Source organism: Providencia sp. 2.29 (assembly GCF_015832305.1).
In the GTDB taxonomy this organism is placed as follows: domain Bacteria; phylum Pseudomonadota; class Gammaproteobacteria; order Enterobacterales; family Enterobacteriaceae; genus Providencia; species Providencia stuartii.
In genome coordinates this window covers 4,406,481-4,426,663 of sequence record NZ_CP065420.1, presented here as the reverse complement: position 1 = coordinate 4,426,663, position 20,183 = coordinate 4,406,481, and the positions used below count along the sequence as shown (strand labels likewise).

Below are 20,183 nucleotides of genomic sequence, written 5' to 3'. Positions count from 1 at the left end.
TAATAAATAATTAATTAGCTATGATATGAAATAAATAAGGCAACACGGTAAGGTGCTGCCTTATGGATCTATATCAGGAGTGAAGAGGGATTACGCGCGGTCTTCCCACTCTTGTGCGCGAGCCACGGCTTTTTTCCAACCACCGTATTTATAGTTACGTTCGGTTGTTTCAATACCTGGCTTGAACACACGCTCAATTGTTGCTTTGCTTTGTAGCTCGTCGAGGCTTTTCCAGAAACCAACCGCAAGGCCTGCAAGGTAAGCTGCACCTAAAGCCGTGCTTTCGCGAACTTCTGGGCGTTCCACAGACGTTCCTAAAATATCTGCTTGGAACTGCATTAAGAAGTTGTTCGCAACCGCACCACCATCTACACGGAGTGCTGCAAGGCGCGTTTCCGCATCGGCTTGCATCGCATCTAGCACATCGCGAGTTTGATAAGCAATAGATTCCAGTGTTGCACGGATAATATGGTTACGGTTAGCACCACGTGTTAGGCCGAAAATAGCACCACGCGCATACGGATCCCAGTATGGTGCGCCTAAACCGGTGAAGGCTGGCACCACATAGACGCCATTGCTGTCTTTCACTTTTGTTGCGAAATATTCAGAGTCGGTGGATTCATCAATCAGTTTCAGCTCATCACGTAGCCATTGAATAGATGCGCCGCCAACGAATACCGCACCTTCAAGGGCATAGTTCACTTCGCCTCTTGGGCCACACGCAATAGTTGTCAGCAGGCCATGGTTTGAACGAACCGCTGTTTCACCTGTGTTCATTAGCAAGAAGCAACCTGTACCATAGGTATTTTTTGCCATGCCTTCTTTCACACATAACTGGCCATAGAGTGCGGCTTGTTGGTCACCTGCAATACCAGAGATAGGAATACGAGTACCGCCTTTACCACCAATGTTAGTTTGGCCATAAACTTCAGACGATGGGCGAACTTCTGGCAGCATTGCACGCGGAATATTCAACGCTTTAAGGATCTTATCATCCCATTCCAGATTGCGGATATTAAACATCATGGTACGAGAAGCGTTCGTGTAGTCGGTTACATGAACACGGCCTTGGGTCATTTTCCATACGAGCCATGTATCTACTGTACCGAATAGTAATTCCCCTTTTTCAGCGCGTTCGCGAGCACCTTCAACATGGTCTAAAATCCATTTCACTTTAGTACCAGAGAAATAGGGGTCAACAACGAGGCCAGTATTTTGGCGAATATACTCTTCTAGCTCTTTATCATTCTGCTTGAGATGAGTACAGAAATCCGCAGTACGACGGCACTGCCAAACAATCGCATTATAAATTGGCTTACCTGTTGCTTTTTCCCAAACAATGGTGGTTTCACGTTGGTTAGTGATCCCGATACCTGCAACTTCATCGGTACGAATATCTGCTTTTGCCAATACTTCGATAAGCGTTGAGCTTTGTGTTGCCCAAATTTCCATTGGGTCATGTTCTACCCAGCCTGGCTTAGGATAGATTTGAGTGAACTCACGCTGTGAAATACTGATGATATTGGCGTCGTGATCGAGTACAACGGCCCGCGAACTGGTTGTTCCCTGATCAAGAGCGACAATATATTTTTTCTCGATATTTGTTTCTGTTGTCATAATTTAAACCTGTTCCGGTGATGATTAAGCGTTTTTACTAGATGTTTTTGATGGCTCGTCTTTTTTCGTATGCACGAAACCTGGTAAGTGACGAGTGATCAGCATGCGGTAACCGAATGCACCAATCAGAGCGCCAACGATAGGAGCAATCAATGGTACTAAGAAATAAGGAATTTCACGTCCACCTGTCAGGGCAATATCCCCCCAGCCTGCGAGATAAGCAACAACTTTTGGTCCGAAATCACGAGCAGGGTTTAAGGCGAAACCTGTTAGTGGGCCGAATGAACCACCAATAACGGCAATCAGAATACCAATTAATAGCGGTGCTAGAGGCCCACGTGGAATACCGTTACCATCATCGGTTAAAGCCAAAATTAGGCACAGGAGGATGGCAGCGATAACCACCTCAATAAAGAAGGCGTGCATTTCGCTAATTTGTGGGGCTGGGTAAGTAGAGAATACACCAGCAGTAAAGAGGCTTTCTTGTGTGCCACGAATAATGTGGTGAACTTGGTCGTAATCAATGAATACAGGTGAGTACATCGCATAAACTAAGGCGGCAGCGAAGAAACCTCCTAACATTTGTGCAACGATGTAAGGTGCGACTTTATGTCTTTCGAAGCTAGCAAATAACCAAAGTGCAATGGTTACGGCAGGGTTAAGGTGAGCCCCAGAGATGCCAGCGGTTAAGTATACAGCGAGTGCAACACCAAAGCCCCATATGATACTGATTTCCCAGAGGCCAAGTTGTGCTCCGGCGATTCGGACTGCTGCAACACAGCCTAAACCAAAGAATACGATGAGTGCAGTACCTAAAAATTCTGAGATGCACTGACCGGTAAGTGTAGTCGTGGTCGTTTGGCTCATATCTTCTATCCTACGAAAATTAAAATTATTGTAATGTTTTTCAGGTTAAGATCTTCAAAGTGAAAACCTATAGTGTAAATTTATCGTTAATGAGCGCAAACGAGAAATATCGAAATTGAAATATGTGTGTTACATCACCAAAACGAAAGAAAACGACCAAAAATAGTGACGCAATCGACCTTTACGATGTGATCAGACCAGTGTTTTAAAATAAGGGATTTGGGGAATCAGAGTCAAGCCACTAGACACAGAGGATCATGCTACTTACAATCGATATTAAAGCTTACATGGGAGGTCAGAAGAATGTCATTTGAAGTATTTGAGAAACTAGAAGCAAAAGTCCAACAAGCGATTGATACCATCACACTGTTACAAATGGAAATCGATGAGCTAAAAGATAAAAATAGTGCGCTTGTTCAAGAACTGGATAATGCGAAATCGGGCACCGAATCACTGGTACGTGAAAACGAACAACTGAAACAAGAGCAACAATCGTGGCAAGAGCGTCTGCGTGGTTTGCTGGGTAAAATGGAAGAAGTCTAAAATACCGGTTATATTTCGCGCAGCAGCGTTGTTGGCTTCTTTTGGTTACCTGAATGGCATACTTATGTATGCTCATCGCGATAACCTATGACCGCTGACGAGCAGCAACACGAATTATCTAGGGGTACATAGGGTCAATAAGTTATAGCTGTTGCTGATGATTGTAGGTTATCTATTGATATCAAAAGTTGAAATAGCTTGGCATGAGTCGTTAGGATTTTTACGTTGCTATCCCCTGTGATAGGGGAATAGCCAAATTGTACTTTGTACCACAGAACCATAAAAAGAAGGGCTGATATCATTATCAGCCCTTCTTTTTTGAAACCGTATGATCATGCGATTGATGATTAGAGGTCGTCGTCTAGTACTTCAAACTCGCTACCATCCTGAGTTGAAAGTGGTTCTTCTGATAAGATGATGCCTGTGTTATCTGCATAGAGATAGTCACCCGAGAAGAAGGTAACGCCGCCAAAATTGACGCGAATATCGCTTTCGCCAATACCTTCATCTGGGCAGCCTGCTGGTATGGCGGCAATTGCTTGAATACCCAGATCTAACTCCATCAATGCGTCTACTTGGCGTACAGCGCCATAAACCACAATACCTTCCCAGTGGTTATCAACGGCTAAGCGAGCAAGTTCCGCATCAATGAGGGCTTTGCGTACAGAGCCGCCGCCATCGACAAGGAGAATACGACCATGACCGTCTTCTTCCAGCAAATCATATAGTAGGCCATTGTCTTCAAAGCACTTGACCGTAATGATTTGACCGCCAAATGAAGTACGTCCACCAAAGTTGGAAAAGAGAGGCTCTACCACATTGACGCTTTCTTGGTAGATATCACAGAGTTCGGAAGTATCATATTTCATAGTGTATAGGTCTTTATTTGCTGCAAGAAAGATAAAGTATATCCCTTTTGAGAGGTGATTGGCAAAATCCACCTCCCAAAAACAAGGGGGCTAAGTCAAAAAATAAGCAATTACTTACTCAATATTACACCGATAGAAAAGAGAACGTTAGTGAATAGTGCGGCTTTTACCATGTTTTCTAACATTGGGCGCATCCCTTCAGGGGTTGGATCACTGAGTACGCGACGCACATGGTTCATTAACATGGGAACGGCAAGCAAGAACAACCACCCCGTCCAGCCACGAAGATAAAGTAAGTTAAAGAAAGCTAAGCAGAGTATAGCAACAATAATAATAATAGCATGATAGATTCGCGCGCCTGATGGGCCTAAACGCACAGCAAGGGTATTCTTACCTGCTTTTACGTCATTTTCGATATCGCGCATATTATTAATATTCAGTACGGCAACGGAGAGTAAACCACAGGCCGTAGCAGGTAAAAAGGTGATCATGTTCAGTGTATTGGCTTGTAGGTAATAAGTCCCCATCACACTCAGCCAGCCAAAGAAAATTAGGACGGATATATCACCTAACCCTAAGTAGCCATAAGGTTTTTTCCCGACGGTATAGGTGATAGCGGCGACAATCGCGATTAAGCCTAACACTAAAAAGCCAATGGCATCTTCAGGTTTTTCACAAGCGACAACAACCAGCAGCAAGCCTGAAATACAGGCAGCAATAATATTAATTTTTAATGCTTTTTTCATGTCTGCTTGGGTAATCACCCCTTTTTGCATACCACGCAAAGGGCCAATACGTTCAGCGGTATCTGAGCCTTTTACGGCATCACCATAGTCATTTGCAAGATTAGAGAGTATTTGCAGTAAGCCTGCGGTAATAATGGCTAATAGGGCAACAGGCCATTTAAAATTACCCGTTAAATAGGTCAGTGCGGAGCCAGTAATAATGGCTATGACTCCTAATGGTAAGGTCTTAGGACGTAAACTTTCTAGCCAAGCCTGCTTACGGCTAATAGAAGTAGATGAGCTCATTCAATAATTTCACAGGTTTGTTGTGTACAATACATTAAAAGCCCTCGCGTGAAAAACCGTATACGGCTTGTCCATGAAAACGTGCATATGGAAAGCGATGTAATGGCTGCGCGACAGGCTAAATATTTACCGTCTAACGTAAAATTATAAAGTACAACGATGGGTCACCGTTGTACTTTATTAGACGTATCTTAAGGATACATGAAAACCTGATAATTAATAAGCTTATAAAATAAATCTGCTTAGATCTTCATCTGCAACCAGTTCATCAAGGTGCTGTCTGACATACTCGGCATCGATTTGAATGGTTTGGCCGTTACGTTCGCTAGCATCATAGGAAATATCTTCCATCAAGCGTTCTAACACGGTATGTAAGCGGCGTGCACCGATGTTTTCAGTTGATTCATTGACTTGCCATGCCGCTTCCGCAATACGGCGAATGCCATCGTCAGTAAACTCAATCGTCACACCTTCTGTTGCCATCAAAGCTTTGTACTGCTCAGTTAAAGAGGCACTTGGCTCAGTGAGGATACGCACAAAGTCTTCTGTTGTCAGCGCTTGTAGCTCAACACGAATTGGCAAACGGCCTTGTAATTCAGGGATCAAGTCTGATGGGCTAGAAACTTGGAATGCACCCGATGCGATAAAGAGGATATGGTCGGTTTTGACCATGCCATGCTTAGTCGAAACGGTACAACCTTCGATCAGTGGCAGCAGGTCACGCTGTACGCCTTCACGAGAAACGTCAGGGCCAGAGGTTTGACCACCGCGCTTACAAATTTTGTCGAATTCGTCGATAAAGACGATACCGTGCTGTTCAACCGCTTCGATAGCTTGCTCTTTCAGCTCTTCAGGGTTGACCAGCTTAGCGGCTTCTTCTTCCACTAGCAGTTTAAACGCTTCTTTGATCTTCATCTTACGTGCTTTTTGTTTTTGGCCCGCAAGATTTTGGAACATAGATTGTAGCTGATTAGTCATCTCTTCCATGCCAGGAGGAGCCATGATCTCAACACCCATTGGTGCCGCAGCGACTTCAATTTCGATTTCTTTGTCGTCTAATTGACCTTCACGTAATTTCTTACGGAAAGATTGGCGAGCAGGTGATTGTTCATCAACAGGCTCGGATTGACCCCAATTATTTTTTGCAGGTGGGATCAGAACATCAAGAATACGTTCTTCAGCTAGTTCTTCAGCACGGTAACGGTTTTTCTCAATGGATTGTTGACGGACCATTTTGACAGCAGAATCAGCTAAGTCGCGAATGATAGAGTCAACTTCTTTACCGACATAACCCACTTCTGTAAATTTTGTCGCTTCAACTTTGATGAATGGCGCGTTAGCGAGTTTTGCAAGGCGGCGAGCAATTTCAGTCTTACCGACACCCGTTGGACCAATCATTAAAATATTTTTTGGTGTGACTTCGTGACGTAACGTTTCATTCAGCTGCATACGGCGCCAGCGGTTACGTAGGGCAATTGCAACAGAGCGTTTAGCTTTGTTTTGACCAATAATATAATTATCGAGTTCGCTAACTATTTCGCGTGGAGTCATTTCGGACATACTGTAATCCTTATGATTTTGAAGAAATTTCTTCAAAGTTGACATTGTGGTTGGTATAGATACAGATATCGCCGGCAATAGAAAGTGCTTTTTCAGCGATTTCACGAGCACTTAATTCTGTGTTTTCAAGTAGTGCGCGTGCCGCAGCTTGCGCATATGGGCCACCTGAACCTATAGCAATTAAATCATTTTCTGGCTGAACGACATCACCGTTACCTGTGATGATAAGAGAGGTGTGTTCGTCGGCTACGGCTAGCAGAGCTTCAAGTTTGCGTAACATACGGTCAGTACGCCAATCTTTTGCTAGCTCAACAGCGGCCTTCGTTAAATGGCCTTGGTGTAGTTCAAGCTTGCGCTCAAACAGTTCAAAAAGAGTAAATGCGTCGGCAGTGCCACCGGCAAATCCGGCAATAACTTTGTCGTTATATAAGCGACGAACTTTGCGGACATTGCCTTTCATGACGGTGTTACCCATCGTCGCCTGCCCATCTCCACCAATTACGACCTGGCCATTACGGCGAACACTTACGATTGTTGTCATGAGTTAGCCCCTGGTTTTATGACGAAAAAAATGCGGGTATCAATTTTTCAAGTTACCAGCCTTCTTAAACGGGTAACTTGAAGCAAGCAAAATGCTGTAATAGCCGCTCTTGATAGTACGTTAAAACAGTACATGGGGGAGGGGATTGTATTTTTCAACCCCCAGAGGCACGAAGAATACAACCTGAGACACCAACACCGCTTGCACGATCGCGCATTTTTTCTGCCGTTGACTTGGAATAAGGGCCAAGTACGATACGATGCCAGCCGCCGCCAACAGTGACTCGGCTTTCTATGCCAGCAAAAGCGAGTGTAGCACGAACGGACTCTGCTTGTTCCGCGGTACGGAAAGAACCACATTGAACCAGCATATTTTGTAAATTATTCGCGGGTTTGCTTTCAACGGGTGCAGGCTGCGTTGATTGTACAGGGCGATTTTCTGTTTTTGCCTCGGTCGAGGTGACAGGTTTACGTTGTACTGGTGGATTGACGGGTTGAGTTGGTTCTTTAATGATCACTTGTGAACGAGGAACCGGCTGCCCATTATAAGGCACTTCCGGTAAATTCGTCACAGGGCCACGTCTATCCGAATCAATCTGTTCTAGTAGTTGACGCTGCTCAGGGGTTAGCTCCGATGGGCGCATAATGTTGCTACCCGTACTCTTTTGCGTCTGCTCAATGTTTGGCGTATCAACACCCCGACGCTCTAGCTCTTTAATATAGCGCCAGCGTTCTTCAGGTTTAGGCGGTAAAGTATCGACAGGTACTGATGATGAATGGCTTCCCGTACTTTGGGGGGATTCCTTCTTATTTTGAGTGATATAGAAAAGGCCGCCCACAAACAAGACAACAATTCCGACAGCAACAACTAATGTTGTCATCGGTAGGCCTTGCGCTTTCTTGGCTTTGCCTTTACTGGTTTTACGGCGGGCAGATGACCGCCCGCGAGCTACATAATCTTTTTGTGCCACGCTGTTAATTCACTAGGTTATTGAGTGTCTGTGATTATTCAGTTTTATACTCGTCGTATTTCAAGTTGCAGTATTGTTGGTGATGTTTTAGCAACAAACTGCAGCTTGAATGATTTAGGTGGTACATGTTACTTAACCTGAACGACTTTGCCTAGCTTTTAGGCGCTTTTGTACTCTCTCTAATGATTAAATCAGAATCTAGGAGACGAGAGCCAGGGGTGACACTATTACCTTGTAGTTGTTCCAGCAGTAATAACATGGCATGGCGACCAATTTCATCGCGAGGGTGATTTATCGTTGTTAAGGCTGGCAATGTATACTGAGCCTGCTCTAGATTATCGAACCCAACAATAGATAGGTCATCGGGAAGGATGAGTCCTGATTTTTTTGCTTGCCACATTGCACCGATTGCCATGATATCACTATGACAAAAAACCGCTGTGGGTGGTTCAGGTAGGGCAAGTAAAGTTTTGACAGCCTCAGCACCGCTTTCATGCGTAAAATCACCACGAACGATATATTGCTCGCGTAATTTTTCACCCGTACGCAGCATGGCTTTTTTATACCCTTCTAAACGATACTGGCTGTGTGGCATATGTTCAGGCCCCGCGATACAAGCGATACGTTTATGACCTAATTTCTGTAAATAGTGCGTAGCATTAAACGCAGATGTTAGGTTATCGATATGTACGGTTGGTAGTTTAAGTTCAGGAGAGAACTCGTTAGCCATCACGATAGGGGGGAGATTTTTTTGTTCTTCAGCAGAGACATCGAAAGGTAAATTCGAGCCTAACAGTACCATCCCGTCGATTTGTTTCGTAATAATCAGATTAATGAAGGCGTTTTCTTGTTTTTGTTGATGTTTGCAGTCGCCAATCAAGACAAAATAACCTTCTTGCGCGGCAACTTTTTCCAGTCCACAAATCACATCACTGAAAAAGGGATCACTAATATCGGGAACGATCGCCAAGATCGTTTTTGATTCGTTACGTTTGTAGCTCCTTGCTAAGTTATGTGGATAGTAGCCCACATCCATCACAGCTTGCTCTACTTTCTGACGTGTCTGTAAAGAGACTTTTTCAGGTGTCATTAATGTTCTAGAGACCGTTGCCGTTGATACGCCCGCTGCATTAGCAACATCTTTCATGGTTGCAGTACCACTGTGTTGTTTCTGTTCCACAACGTCTTCCTTACGTTTAGTTAATCGATTGCTTTTTTTGAATGGCGTAAAGACGTCATCACATCAAGTAACGAGTTATTCTAAATGGTTTAACAATAATATCTGTTACCTAGTTTACATAAAAACTGTGACTTGCGTCATTTTTTAGAGCTACTTCGCAAATATTGAAAATAGTTACCATAAAGTTTCCATATGAAACATAAGGGCAATATCAAGTGGAGCAGTTTGCTATTGTCCGCTTCCCTTAAAATAAGACAGCGATAATTAGATTTTCTGCCCTAAAAATTGCAGAGGTCATGATGAAAAAAGCCCGTTTTACTGAAACTCAAATCGTTAATATTTTAAAGCTCGCTGATTCAGGGATGAAAGTGGAAGACATTTGTCGCCAAAATGGGATCAGTAACGCGACTTATTATATCTATGGACTACCTCCGTTTTGCAAGTACTGAATCAGGTTTTAGGTTGTTGCTTACATCTATCCGGCATCAGAAATATCTGTGCCCAAATGGGTAATCCGCACACAATCGCCTCAACAACTGGACGGCCACGAAGGCCAATATAATAATCAGGTTCCGATCGTGCAGGTTTAACCTGTGACCATTTTTCAATACTTTGCAACTTTTAAAGGTATGCTATTACACTGCCAGTCTGTACTCGGTTTCATTGTGAAGAATTGACCAAATAATTCTGGCATTTTTATTGGCGACTGCAACGGTCGTTTTGTTAAATCCTCGTCGCTCTTTTAGCTGATTAACCCATTGATTTAAATAACCCTCATTATTATTTGCAGCCACTCTAACGACTGCCCTGGCTCCATGAATAAATAAGGTTCGCAAATGCTTGTCGCCTTTTTTCGTCATATTCATCAGTACCTGCCTGTCACCACTCGAGTGCTGTCGTGGAACCAGACCAAGCCATGCGGCAAAGTGACGACCATTTTTAAATTCAGTTCCTTTGCCTATCGCGGCAACAACAGCTGTTGCTGTTTTAGGGCCAATGCCTTTAACTTTGGCAATGCGCTGGCAGGCTTCTGATTGCCTGAACACAGCATCAATTTCTTTATCAAAAAAGCCTATGCGACGACCAAGATCGTTAAAGAGATCATAAAGTTCTGCAATCGTCCTGCGCATTCTAACGCTAAGACCATTTTCAGCATCTTCAAGAATAAGCGGAACAGCACGACGAACTCTTGAGACTGCCGAGCCGATTGTTATTCCCCGATCAAGCAGCAGTCCCCGGATTTGACAAACTGTCGCAGTGCGGTGATTAACAATACGCTGTCTTGCACGGTGCAGAGCCTGAATATCCTGCTGTTCAGGGCTTTTGGGTGGTACGAACTGCATTGTTGGCTGCATCAGAGCAATTGCGATAGCCTGTGCATCATTACCGTCATTTTTTTGCCCGCGGACAAAGGGTTTTACATACTGGGGACTGATCACTTTTACCTTATGTCCCAGTTTTTCGAACTCACGCTGCCAGTAAAATGCTCCCGTGGAGGCTTCCACACCAATCAGGCAGGCCGGAATATTCGCGATAGTCTGTAGTAACGTTTTACGATCAGTGCGTTTTTTATAAACCGGTTTACCCGCCTGATTTAATCCACAAAGCTGAAAAACATTTTTAGCCAGATCAATACCGAGATAGATAACATTCATGATAATGCTCCTGCTGAGTATATTTTATTCAGTTAACCTCAGAGGGAGGAGGTAGTCCATCCCATTAATTGGAAATCAAAATATGGTGGCATGGAAGCTAATGATGTTAAACGATTAAAAGAGCTTGAGGAGGAAAATGCGAAACTGAAAAAGCTCTTTGCGGAAGTCAGCCTTGAAAATCATGCGATGAAGGAGCTTTTTGCAAAAAAGGGTTGGTAGTGACTGAAAAGAAGTCCTGTGCACAATCATTAAAAGAGGCAGGTTTATCAGTCAGTAAGGCTTGCAAACTAACTTCATTGCCCCGAGCTACTTTTTACCGTCAACCGTTAGATTGGCGTAAAAAAGATCAAGTGGTGATCGATGCCATACAATCTGTGTTAGCGAAATCACCACAATCAGGATTTTGGAAATGCTATTTTCGGCTGCGATTTCAAGGCTATTCTTTTAATCATAAACGAGTTTATCGCGTTTATTGTCGATTAGGATTGAACTTGAAACGACGGGTTAAAAAGGTGCTTCCTAAGCGTGAAAAAAGACCATTAGTGATAGAAAAAGTCCCGAATATTCAATGGGCTTTGGATTTTGTACACGACAGTTTGTACTGTGGTAAACGCTTCAGAACCTTGAATATTATTGATGAGGGGACACGTGAGTGCCTGGCAATTGAAGTTGATACGTCATTGCCTGCTGAACGAGTCATTAGAGTACTAGAACGTTTGAAAATCGATAGAGGATTGCCGAAACAAATTCGCGTGGATAATGGACCTGAGCTTATTTCAACCAACCTATTGAATTATTGTACAAATAATCAGATTGAGCTATGTCATATTCAACCCGGTAAACCACAACAAAATGGCTTTATCGAACGTTTTAATGGCTCATTCCGTCGTGAATTTTTAAATGCCTATTTATTTGAATCATTAAGCCAAGTACGAGAGATGGTGTGGTTTTGGCAGCAAGATTACAATCTAAATCGAACCCACGAAAGTTTAAATAACCTCCCACCGGAGACATACCGTAAACAGTTAGAAATCTCTAATTTGAAGTGTCTTAATTAATGGGGAGTGGACAGTAACATTGCCATATTTTACTTAGTCATTATGAACTAATTCATATGGATCCGTTGGCCGTTTTGTATAACGTCCGGTTTCATTATTTCGCCATCGCTTTGATTTACCATAAAAACTACAACTCAATCCCAATGGTTCCACACAACCTACCCCATTCGGCGCATACTGCTAAAAATTTAAACCATCTGTCAACTTTATCAGGATTATAAAACTAACCATTATTTGTAAACAGGAAATTAAATAGAATGTTAGGTACGGACTTTTTGTTTTCATAGATAAGTTTACAGCCATTAGTAAAATGTAATTCTATCTGCTCTATGTCATCTTTAGAACAAACAGAAAATGTTGGCAATGATGAACCTTGTAACTGAAAAAACTGATTTAGGGGGGTATTCATTATTCCTAAATTATCCGTTATATGCATATTAATATTAGCATTATCAGTACATTGAGAAACACTAATAGCTTCATAACTTTTATTTTTTTGTCTCGCTATACATAACTCAATAGAAAAATTACTTATATTAATAGTATAAATTTCTGCTGATTTAAAACTCTCTTTTTGACAAAGCGACAAAAGGTACTTCCTATCCTCATCCAAATATATTGAGTTAAAAAAACCTTTGGATTTAATTATATCAATTATATCAATTATTTTTTTCATCTCTAACAGCTTTGATTTTTTCTGTTACACCTTTTACTAACCTATTATTATTCAATACTTTTTGTAAGTGACTCCACTCTGCGGCTTTAGTAGGCCATCTTACTTTAGCATATCTCTAGATAAGTTATTACTTTAGCTTTATTTTTGGGTTCTGTTAGGTATTGATCTGATTTTTCTGTTTTTTTCCAAGCAATTGTGTCTACATTTGTTTTACTAAAAACAGGGTATAAATTATTTTCCCATACTTACCTGATGTAATTGCAATTGCTATTTTATCAATATGAGCGTGAGCACCTTGAACCCATCAATCTTCAGCTAATACATCGATTCCATGCTGAACATGCAACCCCCACGGATCCACCCATGTCAGCGGATTCGGCGCATACTGGTACAGATTCAATCCACCCGCTAACCCGATGGGGTCTTGCTGGGTAAAGCGGCCTAAATCCGGGGCGTAGTACCTGAAGGTATTATAGAGCAGGCCAGTTTCTTTGTCGAAATATTGTCCTTGAAAACGCAGGTTTTGTTCACTGTTAAACTCACCGGTAGGGCGGGCCTGACGCTGTAAATTACCCCAAACGCGATGCAGCCCTTGCCACACAATATTTCCGTTATATTTGTTCAACACCTCCGGTAACCCATTCAGACCGCTGTGAGTGTAATAAATCTCTTGATGATTTGTTAATTAAATTCAATTGATAGCTTGGATATTATGATTCAGATTTATCAAATTGCGGTGGGTCATATATTAACTCAGTAAGTACATTACTTAGATGTTCACATTCAGAGTCATTAATTTTAGCTAAGCAATCGGATAAGCCTATATTAATAAGTTTACTTTTAGGTAACATTATGGTTCTATTAATTATCAATTTTAATATAAATATAAAATACTCATCATTATTAATATATTTCCTCAGTTCTATAATATTAGGTACATTTTTTTTAAAATGAAAAATGTATAGTTTATTAAAATTAAATTTGATATGAAAAGCTCTTGTGTTGATTGTAGAGGCTCAGTTATATCATTTAATATACTAAAAAATCCGCTTTCATTTTTTTTGGTTAAATTGATAAATCTCACAGGATTTAAGTGTTCAATTAATCTATCATTAAATGAAATTTCTAATTCTTTATAAAGATCGCTATCACCAAATGATATGTATTTCAGTATTTCAGTATGAAATAATTTAATGTATATCCCGTGATAAATATCTTCTTTTCTATCATGAATTTCATTTATAGCATCTAAGAAATCAATGTAACCAAGATTGTCGGATAAGAAAAAAATTTTATTTTTTATATACTTAAATCTAGAAAAGGTTTCATAATGTAAGAATAGTTCGCATAAAAATGACTGTAAGAGTTCAGTTTTTATTTCGTCCGTAAACTCATCACTATTACTAATCTTATTCATTTGAAGGATGAAAAAAAATAATTTCAAATCTCTATTTGTCTTTTTTTTTGTCTCAACTCGAAAAATATATCCAAACCGTGACAAGACAACATTTATAATATCAATATCTTGACTGCTATATCCTGCTGATTCCATTCTTTTTATTGTATCATCAAAAGAATGATAATCATCAGTCCATCTTATTAAATCACACTTATGATTTTTAATCTTTAACTTCAAATAAAGAGATTCATCATAAGTATCTTTTTCAAAAGAAAAAATACTCATGTTTATTTCTTTTGCTCTTGAATTTAAAAAGAAATTTAACTTATTTTTTAGCAAAAGTATCATTTCACTTTTGAAATTAGTTAGCATATCTTCTTCCACTTTTTCCATTCTCCTGATTTTCCTTTTTTTTTGTATTTCTATGCCAAGATTGAATGGGAAAGTAGAGCGTTCTCATTTAACAGATAAACAGGAATTTTATCAATTAATCGATTATAAAGATGATGTCGATTTACATGAAAAGTTAGCTGAATGGGAAGTATTTTATAATTGTCATCGTCTCCACTCAGCTCATGCTGGTAAAACACCGTATGAAGTGTTAAAAAATAAGCTTGGTTTTTAAGGCTAAGCGTCAGCCGAGGTTCTGAGTGACACACCTCAATAAAATTCAATCTTACAGTCTTCTATATTATAATTCTCACCCGTAGTTAAAATTAGTTTGTTATCAATTATCTTACCTGTAATCAATCCTAAATTAGCAGCACCTTTCTCAATTTGCTTACGCCACCCATTTAAGTCTCCTTTGTATGAGAGAGCATGAAAGAGTTTTCCATCAGGAGTCCATAGTTTACAGTTTTCACTTATTGCTCCTCCACTAGTAGGTATGATTGGAGTTATCTTATTGATTATTTTATTAAATAATCCGTTACCAACAAAGTTATTGCTTCCATCATCGGACACATAACGATACTCTCTCCACTCAACTGGTACTGCCCCTGGTGCTTTATCGCTTATTTTCATTCCATCACCTTGAATGTTATGTTCTCCAACCCTGCATTTTTAAAAATCGTATTATAGTGTGCTGCAAAATCGGCACTATTTGTATGGTATATAACTTCATCAAATGCAGCTGAATATTTTTTTGCTTGAGATAAAACTGTTTGCTGCTCTTTTATTGCAAAAGATGCTTTTCCAATTGAACTCTCTGGATTGCGTATTGATTTAGCCCAACTATCCACATATTTTGCTTCTATAGCTGTTACTTTTCCATTTAAATTAACAACATGATCAGCTATCCCATTAACACTTTTTCCATCTACTATTGCAGTATATTCTCTTGATGATTGAGATAACTTTCCTCCATACAAATCTTGTACTTTTTGCTCATATGCTCTTGCTTTAACTCCACATGCAGACAGCCCCCACGGATCGATCCACGTCAGCGGATTTGGCGCATACTGGTACAGGTTCAATCCGCCTGCCAGCCCGATGGGGTCTTGCTGGGTAAAGCGGCCTAAATCTGGGGCGTAGTACCTGAAGGTATTATAGTGCAGGCCGGTTTCTTTGTCGAAATATTGTCCTTGAAAACGCAAGTTTTGTTCACTGTTAAACTCACCGGTAGGGCGGGCCTGACGCTGTAAATTCCCCCAAACACCATATTGACCTTGCCAAACGAGATGACCGTCACTGTTGGTGAGCGCCTCCGGCAATCCGTTTAAGCCACTGTGCGTGTAATAGATGGCGCACCGTGGATTGGCGGGGGTATCCGTGCACTCAATACGGGCTAAGGAGGTATAACTGTGGTCATTATACGCATGGTACACCGTGGTGTGCGGTTTGGTGCTACTGTGCTCATGGGTAAGCACCATCCCCACCCAGCCAAAGGTTTGCACTTCATCCGGCTCACGGGTGGGGTAAGTGAGGGTATTGGCTATCGCACTGGCTTTCCATAAGCGTTTTTCAATCCGCCACCCGAGGATATCGTAACGGTATTCCGCGCGCTCATAACCCAGTGGGCCTTGGTGAATATCGACCGCAATAATCCGGTTTTCTGCATCGTAATGATAATGCTGTCCGGAAGTGCTGCCTTTTTCACAACGTGAAACCATGCGCCCAAAACCGTCATACTGATAATCAAATTGGTCGCTATGGTGCACTTGGTTATGCAGGGCACTTTGCTGACGATCTTTAAATAAATTTGCCGCTTCATCGTAGCGAAAATGTTCCGTTTGCACCGAGCCTAAATGCTGGGTTAATTGCCCTAAGGGGTCATACTGATAGCTGTTATAGTACCAGTGCCCTGACGTAAATAAATCATTCCCTTGGCCGTAACTGACACTGCGCTCAATCAAGTGATTGCGCTTATCCCAGCGGTAGCGGCGGTCAAGGACCGGCGTCGTGAACACCGATTCATTCATCCGACGGGCGACTTGATGGGTGATACGCCCTCGGGTGTCATACCCCGTTTCATTGTCCAATAACCCGCTGGTGCGGCCCGTTTCACGGTGCAAACGGTCTCGCTGATATTCCGCTAAGACGGTGAGTTGGTCGTTATCACGCCAGTTGGTTTGCTGTAAGTGACCGGAGCCGTAGTAGAGGTACTCAAAAGCCCGGTTATTCGGCAGTTGTGTCTGGGTTAAATTCCCCAACACATCGTATTGATGATGATATTCCCCGGTGGCATTGCGCTCACTGACTAACTGCCCCAGTGTGTCGTAAGTGAGGGTCAACTCATCGTCATAACTCACCGTCGCCCCCGTCCGTTGCGCCTCATACCAGCGCGCTATCGGCACCTGACGCACGGTCACTTGGTTCTGACTATACCCATATTCCGTGCGGTATTCCCCGTTCTCACGAGACCGTAAACGACCAATCTTATCGTAATGCAGTTGCATCAGGACTGGCGCGAGGGCGGCACTTCCGTTCAGCGGCTTGGCGGGGGTAGTCAGTATCTGCGTCAGGTTTCCCACCTCGTCATACTGATACTGTTTTTGTTGACCAATAAGGTCTTGCTCCTGGGTCAAGCGATGAAGGGCATCGTAGCCAAAGCGGTACTGTTCGCCGTGCTCATTTTCTAATGCATTCATGCGCCCTAACGCGTCATAGTGAAAATGCAGCCAATGCCCCGCGGGGTCACGACGTGCAATGACTTGCCCCCGACGATTACGCCGCAGTAGCGTGTGCTGGTCACCCACATCGGTTAATCCGACCAGTTGCCCCGCATCATCATAGTCGTAGCGGTTTTCCGTGTTATCGGGCAACTTTTCTGACAGCAATAAGCCTGTTTCACTGAACGTGTAATAGGTGGTTTCATTGAGCGCATTAGTGATACTGCGCAATTGCCCCCACTCATCATAGGTGAGGGTGGTGGGGTAACCGGAACAGTCGGTTTGGCGAATAAGCTGACCGCGTGGGTTATAGCGATAGTGGGTTTCATTGCCTTTGGCATCCACTTGCCCGATGCAATTGCCTTGCTCGTCCCAAACAAACGCCGTGATGTGCCCCAAGGGGTCAATCACACGGCGGACATCGCCTTTATCGGTATATTCCCAATGCCACGCCGCCCCATTGGGCAAGGTTTGCACGGTCGGAAAGGCAAAATCCTTGTCCCAATCGTAGCAAGTGGATTGGTTTTCGGGATCCGTCGATTGCGTTAAATTTCCGCGTTCATCATAGGTATAAACCCACTCACTGGTATCTGGCGCAATGGCTTTGGTTAAGTGGCGATTGGTGTCCCACTCAAAGTACCAAGTTTCATTGAGCTCATTGGTGTATTCAATGATTTGCTGTTGTTCATTCCAGCGACGGAAGGTGCTTCCTAAACCATGCTGAACGGTTTTGACGGTGCGCTCGGCTAAATCGTAGATGAGTTCTGTGTGCTCTAAACACGTTTGGCCTTCTTCTTTTAACCAGTGTTCAACGACCCGCCACTCCGGTTCATTGTCTTCAAGGGTAAAGGTGTCAAAGCGTTGCCAGCGATAATGGCTACTCAACCCCGTGGCATATTGGTGCATCGCCATTAAGCCGGACTCTTCATCCCAGCCAAAACGGCGCGTGATACGGTTATCCGCGTCAGTGACCTGAATTAACCGCTGCTGTTCATCGTAATCATAGGTCACCAGGGTTTTTTCAGCTTGCCCTTGATGATGCGTTACCGACGTTAATCGCTGTGAAAGTGCGTCATAGTGCAAGCGGATATCCGTTAAATACGCATCATCATGAATTTGCACCAGTTCACCGTCATTGGCATAACGGTAATTTAAGGCATTGTTATGGCGGTCAGCGCTTTTCATTAAGCGCAGGGTGTTGATTTTATGGGGGTTGGCTTCAAACAGTTGATAGTCACCGTCAGTGGATTCGACAAGGAAAATATTATTCACGGTGCGATAAACTTTAAACCCTTCATCCTGATAAAACACTGTTTGGCCGAGGGCTATTTTCCCCAGGGCTAAACGGCGCCCCGATGCGTCATGGTAGTAGATATTTTCATTTTCAAGCCCCTTGCCGGTTGACTCGATTTCCAAGGACACATCAAACGGCATTGCCCAACCACGGCCCAATCGGCTCTCGCGTTGGTTCCGACTTTGGTAGATACGTGACCAGACTAACGGATAAGCCCCCTCAATAATAAAGTCCGTATCATTTTCACCATTGAGGACTTTCGACCCCGTAGCGGCATGAACGGGATGGTGTAAACTATTGAAAGCTTGTACCACCGTTGCCGTCACCATCGAACCAACCGCGGTGCCGACAATTTCACTTACCAGCGTACAACCGACTTTATTTAAACACTGCTTAATGGCAGCCATTCCGCCTTTTCGCATTAAGGTTCGCAGCCCCCCCACAAAGAGGCCGCCAAGAATTTCACCGAACATCTCTGCAAACGGGTTACGGCCACTCATGATGTCGCGTACCACCACACTGTTCCCACCAATGCGCACAATCCCTTTTTCTTGATTGTCATCGATTTTGGCTTCACAGGTGCTTCTATCCCCATTACGGCACGCCGGCTGGCTATTGATTTGAACCCTTTTTGATCCTTCCGCTAAAAAGTAGGGCTCACTTGCACAATGCCATTTATCACATTTGATAATATCGAGGGGCATCGGTTCAGCATGAGGGTGCTTATTCGCCTTAACGGGGGACAGTATGCTGTCAAAAAAGCCTTGCTTAGGCGATGGATATTCTGGGTATTCGTCAGACAGGGGGTCAATAGGCGCCGCATTATTCGGGGTGCTAAGTGCTTTTTTGGCTAACGCAAAGGGAAGCATGCCCGGAATAAGCATTGTGGATTTTTCCAAAATACTCAAGGCAATATCGAGCCCTTTTTTTTCTTTAGGGGGCGCATTGTCTTCTGCAATAGACGCTAATAACAAGGGGGTAGGGAGTTTTCCTGCCGCTCTTGCTGCCCGTTTTCCCTTGATACGCACATTGGGTGAGCCGGTTTTTATTTCGCCATCAGGCGAACTGAGCCCAAAGAGGCTATCAATCCCATCCGCGACCCAATCCGCAGCAGCATCAATAACACTGCCGAGAGCAAATCCGGTCGCCAATCCCGCGCCAATAAAAACAGCCGTTGCTGCACCGGCAGTTACGCCTGTCAATACAACTGCAGCAGCCCCTACCGCCGCATAGACCGCCCCTTTAACCACACCACAGACAATATCTGCCCATATTGACGAGTGCATCAATTTATCGCCTTGCTTCGCCGCGAAAAATTCATTTCCCATGAGTATGTCCTTATTCAATCGTCAGTATGGTCATTGTGAATTCAAGTCTGCTTTCGGTTAATTTGAGTGCGGTGTAAAGCTGTCCCGCAGGGTGCGCCAGTGTGCGAGCTCTGCATTTGAAAACGGTTTAATTTGGCTATAAGTGACGACTAAGACGTTGCCTTCCACGTGAAATGCCGCTATCCATTGATAAATACTGATGCCTTTTTGTTTGGTCTCACAGTAAATTTCACTCCCCGTGAGACCTTGCTCTGTGCGAAAAGCGGTTGGCGCTTTAACGACGGCATTTTTTATTTCACGTTTAATGGCGCTTAGCTGTCCGGCGAGATAATCACTTAGCTCGATGTCTGGCGACAGTGCCTCACGGGTGATGGAGATGCTGCCTTCTAGGGCAGGAAAACGCAGCATATTCACGGTATTATCTTGATATTTATCACTGGGTAGTGTGAGGCGACCCTCTTGAAATAAGTAATGCATACTCAACC

15 protein-coding genes and 4 pseudogenes are annotated in these 20,183 nt (G+C 43.1%); 4 read left to right on the top strand and 15 right to left on the bottom strand.

The window, feature by feature from the left end; translation table 11 throughout:
- Positions 1-90 precede the first annotated feature (90 nt).
- Together glpK and I3B46_RS21055 are read right to left on the bottom strand one after the other, a co-directional pair.
- Positions 91-1,617, bottom strand: a complete 1,527-nt coding sequence (glpK, locus tag I3B46_RS21060) for a glycerol kinase GlpK (RefSeq protein ID WP_004924654.1) — start codon at positions 1,615-1,617, stop codon at positions 91-93.
- 24 nt (positions 1,618-1,641) lie between these two features.
- The gene (locus I3B46_RS21055) at positions 1,642-2,484 is read right to left on the bottom strand and encodes an MIP/aquaporin family protein (RefSeq protein WP_004924651.1); all 843 of its coding nucleotides are present in this window, start codon (positions 2,482-2,484) and stop codon (positions 1,642-1,644) included.
- Between the two features lie 303 nt (positions 2,485-2,787).
- On the opposite strand from I3B46_RS21055, the gene zapB reads away from it, so the two are divergent.
- Positions 2,788-3,027, top strand: coding sequence for a cell division protein ZapB (gene zapB, locus I3B46_RS21050; protein ID WP_004924650.1), 240 nt, complete (start codon positions 2,788-2,790; stop codon positions 3,025-3,027).
- Positions 3,028-3,374: 347 nt separating this feature from the next.
- On the opposite strand, the gene rraA is transcribed toward zapB, so the two are convergent.
- The 6 genes from rraA to cytR all read right to left on the bottom strand — a co-directional run bounded on the left by rraA (position 3,375) and on the right by cytR (position 9,178).
- Positions 3,375-3,896 (bottom strand): ribonuclease E activity regulator RraA, encoded by a 522-nt coding sequence (rraA, locus tag I3B46_RS21045; protein WP_014657241.1) that lies wholly within the window; start codon positions 3,894-3,896, stop codon positions 3,375-3,377.
- A 110-nt stretch (positions 3,897-4,006) separates the two neighbouring features.
- Entirely contained in the window at positions 4,007-4,927 is a 921-nt protein-coding gene (locus tag I3B46_RS21040; protein WP_004924644.1) for a 1,4-dihydroxy-2-naphthoate polyprenyltransferase, read from the bottom strand.
- Positions 4,928-5,152: 225 nt separating this feature from the next.
- Positions 5,153-6,487, bottom strand: coding sequence for an HslU--HslV peptidase ATPase subunit (hslU, locus tag I3B46_RS21035; protein WP_014657242.1), 1,335 nt, complete (start codon positions 6,485-6,487; stop codon positions 5,153-5,155).
- A 10-nt stretch (positions 6,488-6,497) separates the two neighbouring features.
- On the bottom strand, positions 6,498-7,028 hold the full coding sequence (gene hslV / locus I3B46_RS21030) for an ATP-dependent protease subunit HslV (RefSeq protein WP_004924640.1): 531 nt from the start codon (positions 7,026-7,028) through the stop codon (positions 6,498-6,500).
- Positions 7,029-7,182: 154 nt separating this feature from the next.
- The gene (ftsN, locus tag I3B46_RS21025) at positions 7,183-7,998 is read right to left on the bottom strand and encodes a cell division protein FtsN (RefSeq protein ID WP_004924637.1); all 816 of its coding nucleotides are present in this window, start codon (positions 7,996-7,998) and stop codon (positions 7,183-7,185) included.
- Positions 7,999-8,149: 151 nt separating this feature from the next.
- Positions 8,150-9,178 (bottom strand): DNA-binding transcriptional regulator CytR, encoded by a 1,029-nt coding sequence (cytR, locus tag I3B46_RS21020; protein WP_004924634.1) that lies wholly within the window; start codon positions 9,176-9,178, stop codon positions 8,150-8,152.
- A gap of 299 nt (positions 9,179-9,477) precedes the next feature.
- Here cytR and I3B46_RS21015 point away from each other — a divergent pair.
- Positions 9,478-9,594 (top strand): annotated as a pseudogene (locus I3B46_RS21015) (transposase); the annotation flags it as partial.
- Positions 9,595-9,813: 219 nt separating this feature from the next.
- Here the strand turns inward: I3B46_RS21015 and I3B46_RS21010 are convergent.
- Positions 9,814-10,833, bottom strand: a complete 1,020-nt coding sequence (locus tag I3B46_RS21010) for an IS110 family transposase (RefSeq protein WP_040132571.1) — start codon at positions 10,831-10,833, stop codon at positions 9,814-9,816.
- A gap of 66 nt (positions 10,834-10,899) precedes the next feature.
- Here I3B46_RS21010 and I3B46_RS21005 point away from each other — a divergent pair.
- A pseudogene (locus I3B46_RS21005) lies at positions 10,900-11,891 on the top strand (IS3 family transposase); the annotation flags it as partial.
- Between the two features lie 223 nt (positions 11,892-12,114).
- Here the strand turns inward: I3B46_RS21005 and I3B46_RS21000 are convergent.
- The 3 genes and pseudogenes from I3B46_RS21000 to I3B46_RS20990 all read right to left on the bottom strand — a co-directional run bounded on the left by I3B46_RS21000 (position 12,115) and on the right by I3B46_RS20990 (position 14,359).
- Complete coding sequence (locus tag I3B46_RS21000) at positions 12,115-12,567, bottom strand: hypothetical protein (RefSeq protein ID WP_014657247.1); 453 nt, start codon at positions 12,565-12,567, stop codon at positions 12,115-12,117.
- A gap of 343 nt (positions 12,568-12,910) precedes the next feature.
- A pseudogene (locus I3B46_RS20995) lies at positions 12,911-13,234 on the bottom strand (RHS repeat-associated core domain-containing protein); the annotation flags it as partial.
- Between the two features lie 255 nt (positions 13,235-13,489).
- Complete coding sequence (locus I3B46_RS20990) at positions 13,490-14,359, bottom strand: hypothetical protein (RefSeq protein ID WP_104873146.1); 870 nt, start codon at positions 14,357-14,359, stop codon at positions 13,490-13,492.
- 34 nt (positions 14,360-14,393) lie between these two features.
- Here I3B46_RS20990 and I3B46_RS20985 point away from each other — a divergent pair.
- Positions 14,394-14,591 (top strand): annotated as a pseudogene (locus I3B46_RS20985) (integrase core domain-containing protein); the annotation flags it as partial.
- 35 nt (positions 14,592-14,626) lie between these two features.
- Here I3B46_RS20985 and I3B46_RS20980 read toward each other — a convergent pair.
- From I3B46_RS20980 to I3B46_RS20970, 3 genes are read right to left on the bottom strand one after another with little or no spacing between them, the layout of a single operon-like run.
- Entirely contained in the window at positions 14,627-14,989 is a 363-nt protein-coding gene (locus I3B46_RS20980; protein ID WP_004924618.1) for a hypothetical protein, read from the bottom strand.
- Complete coding sequence (locus I3B46_RS20975) at positions 14,986-19,698, bottom strand: RHS repeat-associated core domain-containing protein (RefSeq protein WP_163762210.1); 4,713 nt, start codon at positions 19,696-19,698, stop codon at positions 14,986-14,988. Before I3B46_RS20975 ends, I3B46_RS20980 begins: the two co-directional genes overlap by 4 nt.
- Before the next feature lie 57 nt (positions 19,699-19,755).
- A complete protein-coding gene (locus tag I3B46_RS20970) occupies positions 19,756-20,175 on the bottom strand; it encodes a DcrB-related protein (RefSeq protein ID WP_104873148.1) in 420 nt (139 codons plus the stop codon).
- Between the last annotated feature and the right edge of the window lie 8 nt (positions 20,176-20,183).

Excerpts from the sequence above, each read along its gene's own strand:
- glpK (WP_004924654.1), bottom strand. The coding sequence starts at position 1,617 with ATGACAACAGAAACAAATATCGAGAAAAAATATATTGTCGCTCTTGAT.
- hslV (WP_004924640.1), bottom strand. The coding sequence starts at position 7,028 with ATGACAACAATCGTAAGTGTTCGCCGTAATGGCCAGGTCGTAATTGGT.
- hslU (WP_014657242.1), bottom strand. The coding sequence starts at position 6,487 with ATGTCCGAAATGACTCCACGCGAAATAGTTAGCGAACTCGATAATTAT.
- I3B46_RS20990 (WP_104873146.1), bottom strand. The coding sequence starts at position 14,359 with ATGGAAAAAGTGGAAGAAGATATGCTAACTAATTTCAAAAGTGAAATG.
- I3B46_RS20970 (WP_104873148.1), bottom strand. The coding sequence starts at position 20,175 with ATGCATTACTTATTTCAAGAGGGTCGCCTCACACTACCCAGTGATAAA.
- zapB (WP_004924650.1), top strand. The coding sequence starts at position 2,788 with ATGTCATTTGAAGTATTTGAGAAACTAGAAGCAAAAGTCCAACAAGCG.
- I3B46_RS21000 (WP_014657247.1), bottom strand. The coding sequence starts at position 12,567 with ATGAAAAAAATAATTGATATAATTGATATAATTAAATCCAAAGGTTTT.
- rraA (WP_014657241.1), bottom strand. The coding sequence starts at position 3,896 with ATGAAATATGATACTTCCGAACTCTGTGATATCTACCAAGAAAGCGTC.
- I3B46_RS21055 (WP_004924651.1), bottom strand. The coding sequence starts at position 2,484 with ATGAGCCAAACGACCACGACTACACTTACCGGTCAGTGCATCTCAGAA.
- I3B46_RS20980 (WP_004924618.1), bottom strand. The coding sequence starts at position 14,989 with ATGAAAATAAGCGATAAAGCACCAGGGGCAGTACCAGTTGAGTGGAGA.
- I3B46_RS21040 (WP_004924644.1), bottom strand. The coding sequence starts at position 4,927 with ATGAGCTCATCTACTTCTATTAGCCGTAAGCAGGCTTGGCTAGAAAGT.
- I3B46_RS20975 (WP_163762210.1), bottom strand. The coding sequence starts at position 19,698 with ATGGGAAATGAATTTTTCGCGGCGAAGCAAGGCGATAAATTGATGCAC.
- I3B46_RS21010 (WP_040132571.1), bottom strand. The coding sequence starts at position 10,833 with ATGAATGTTATCTATCTCGGTATTGATCTGGCTAAAAATGTTTTTCAG.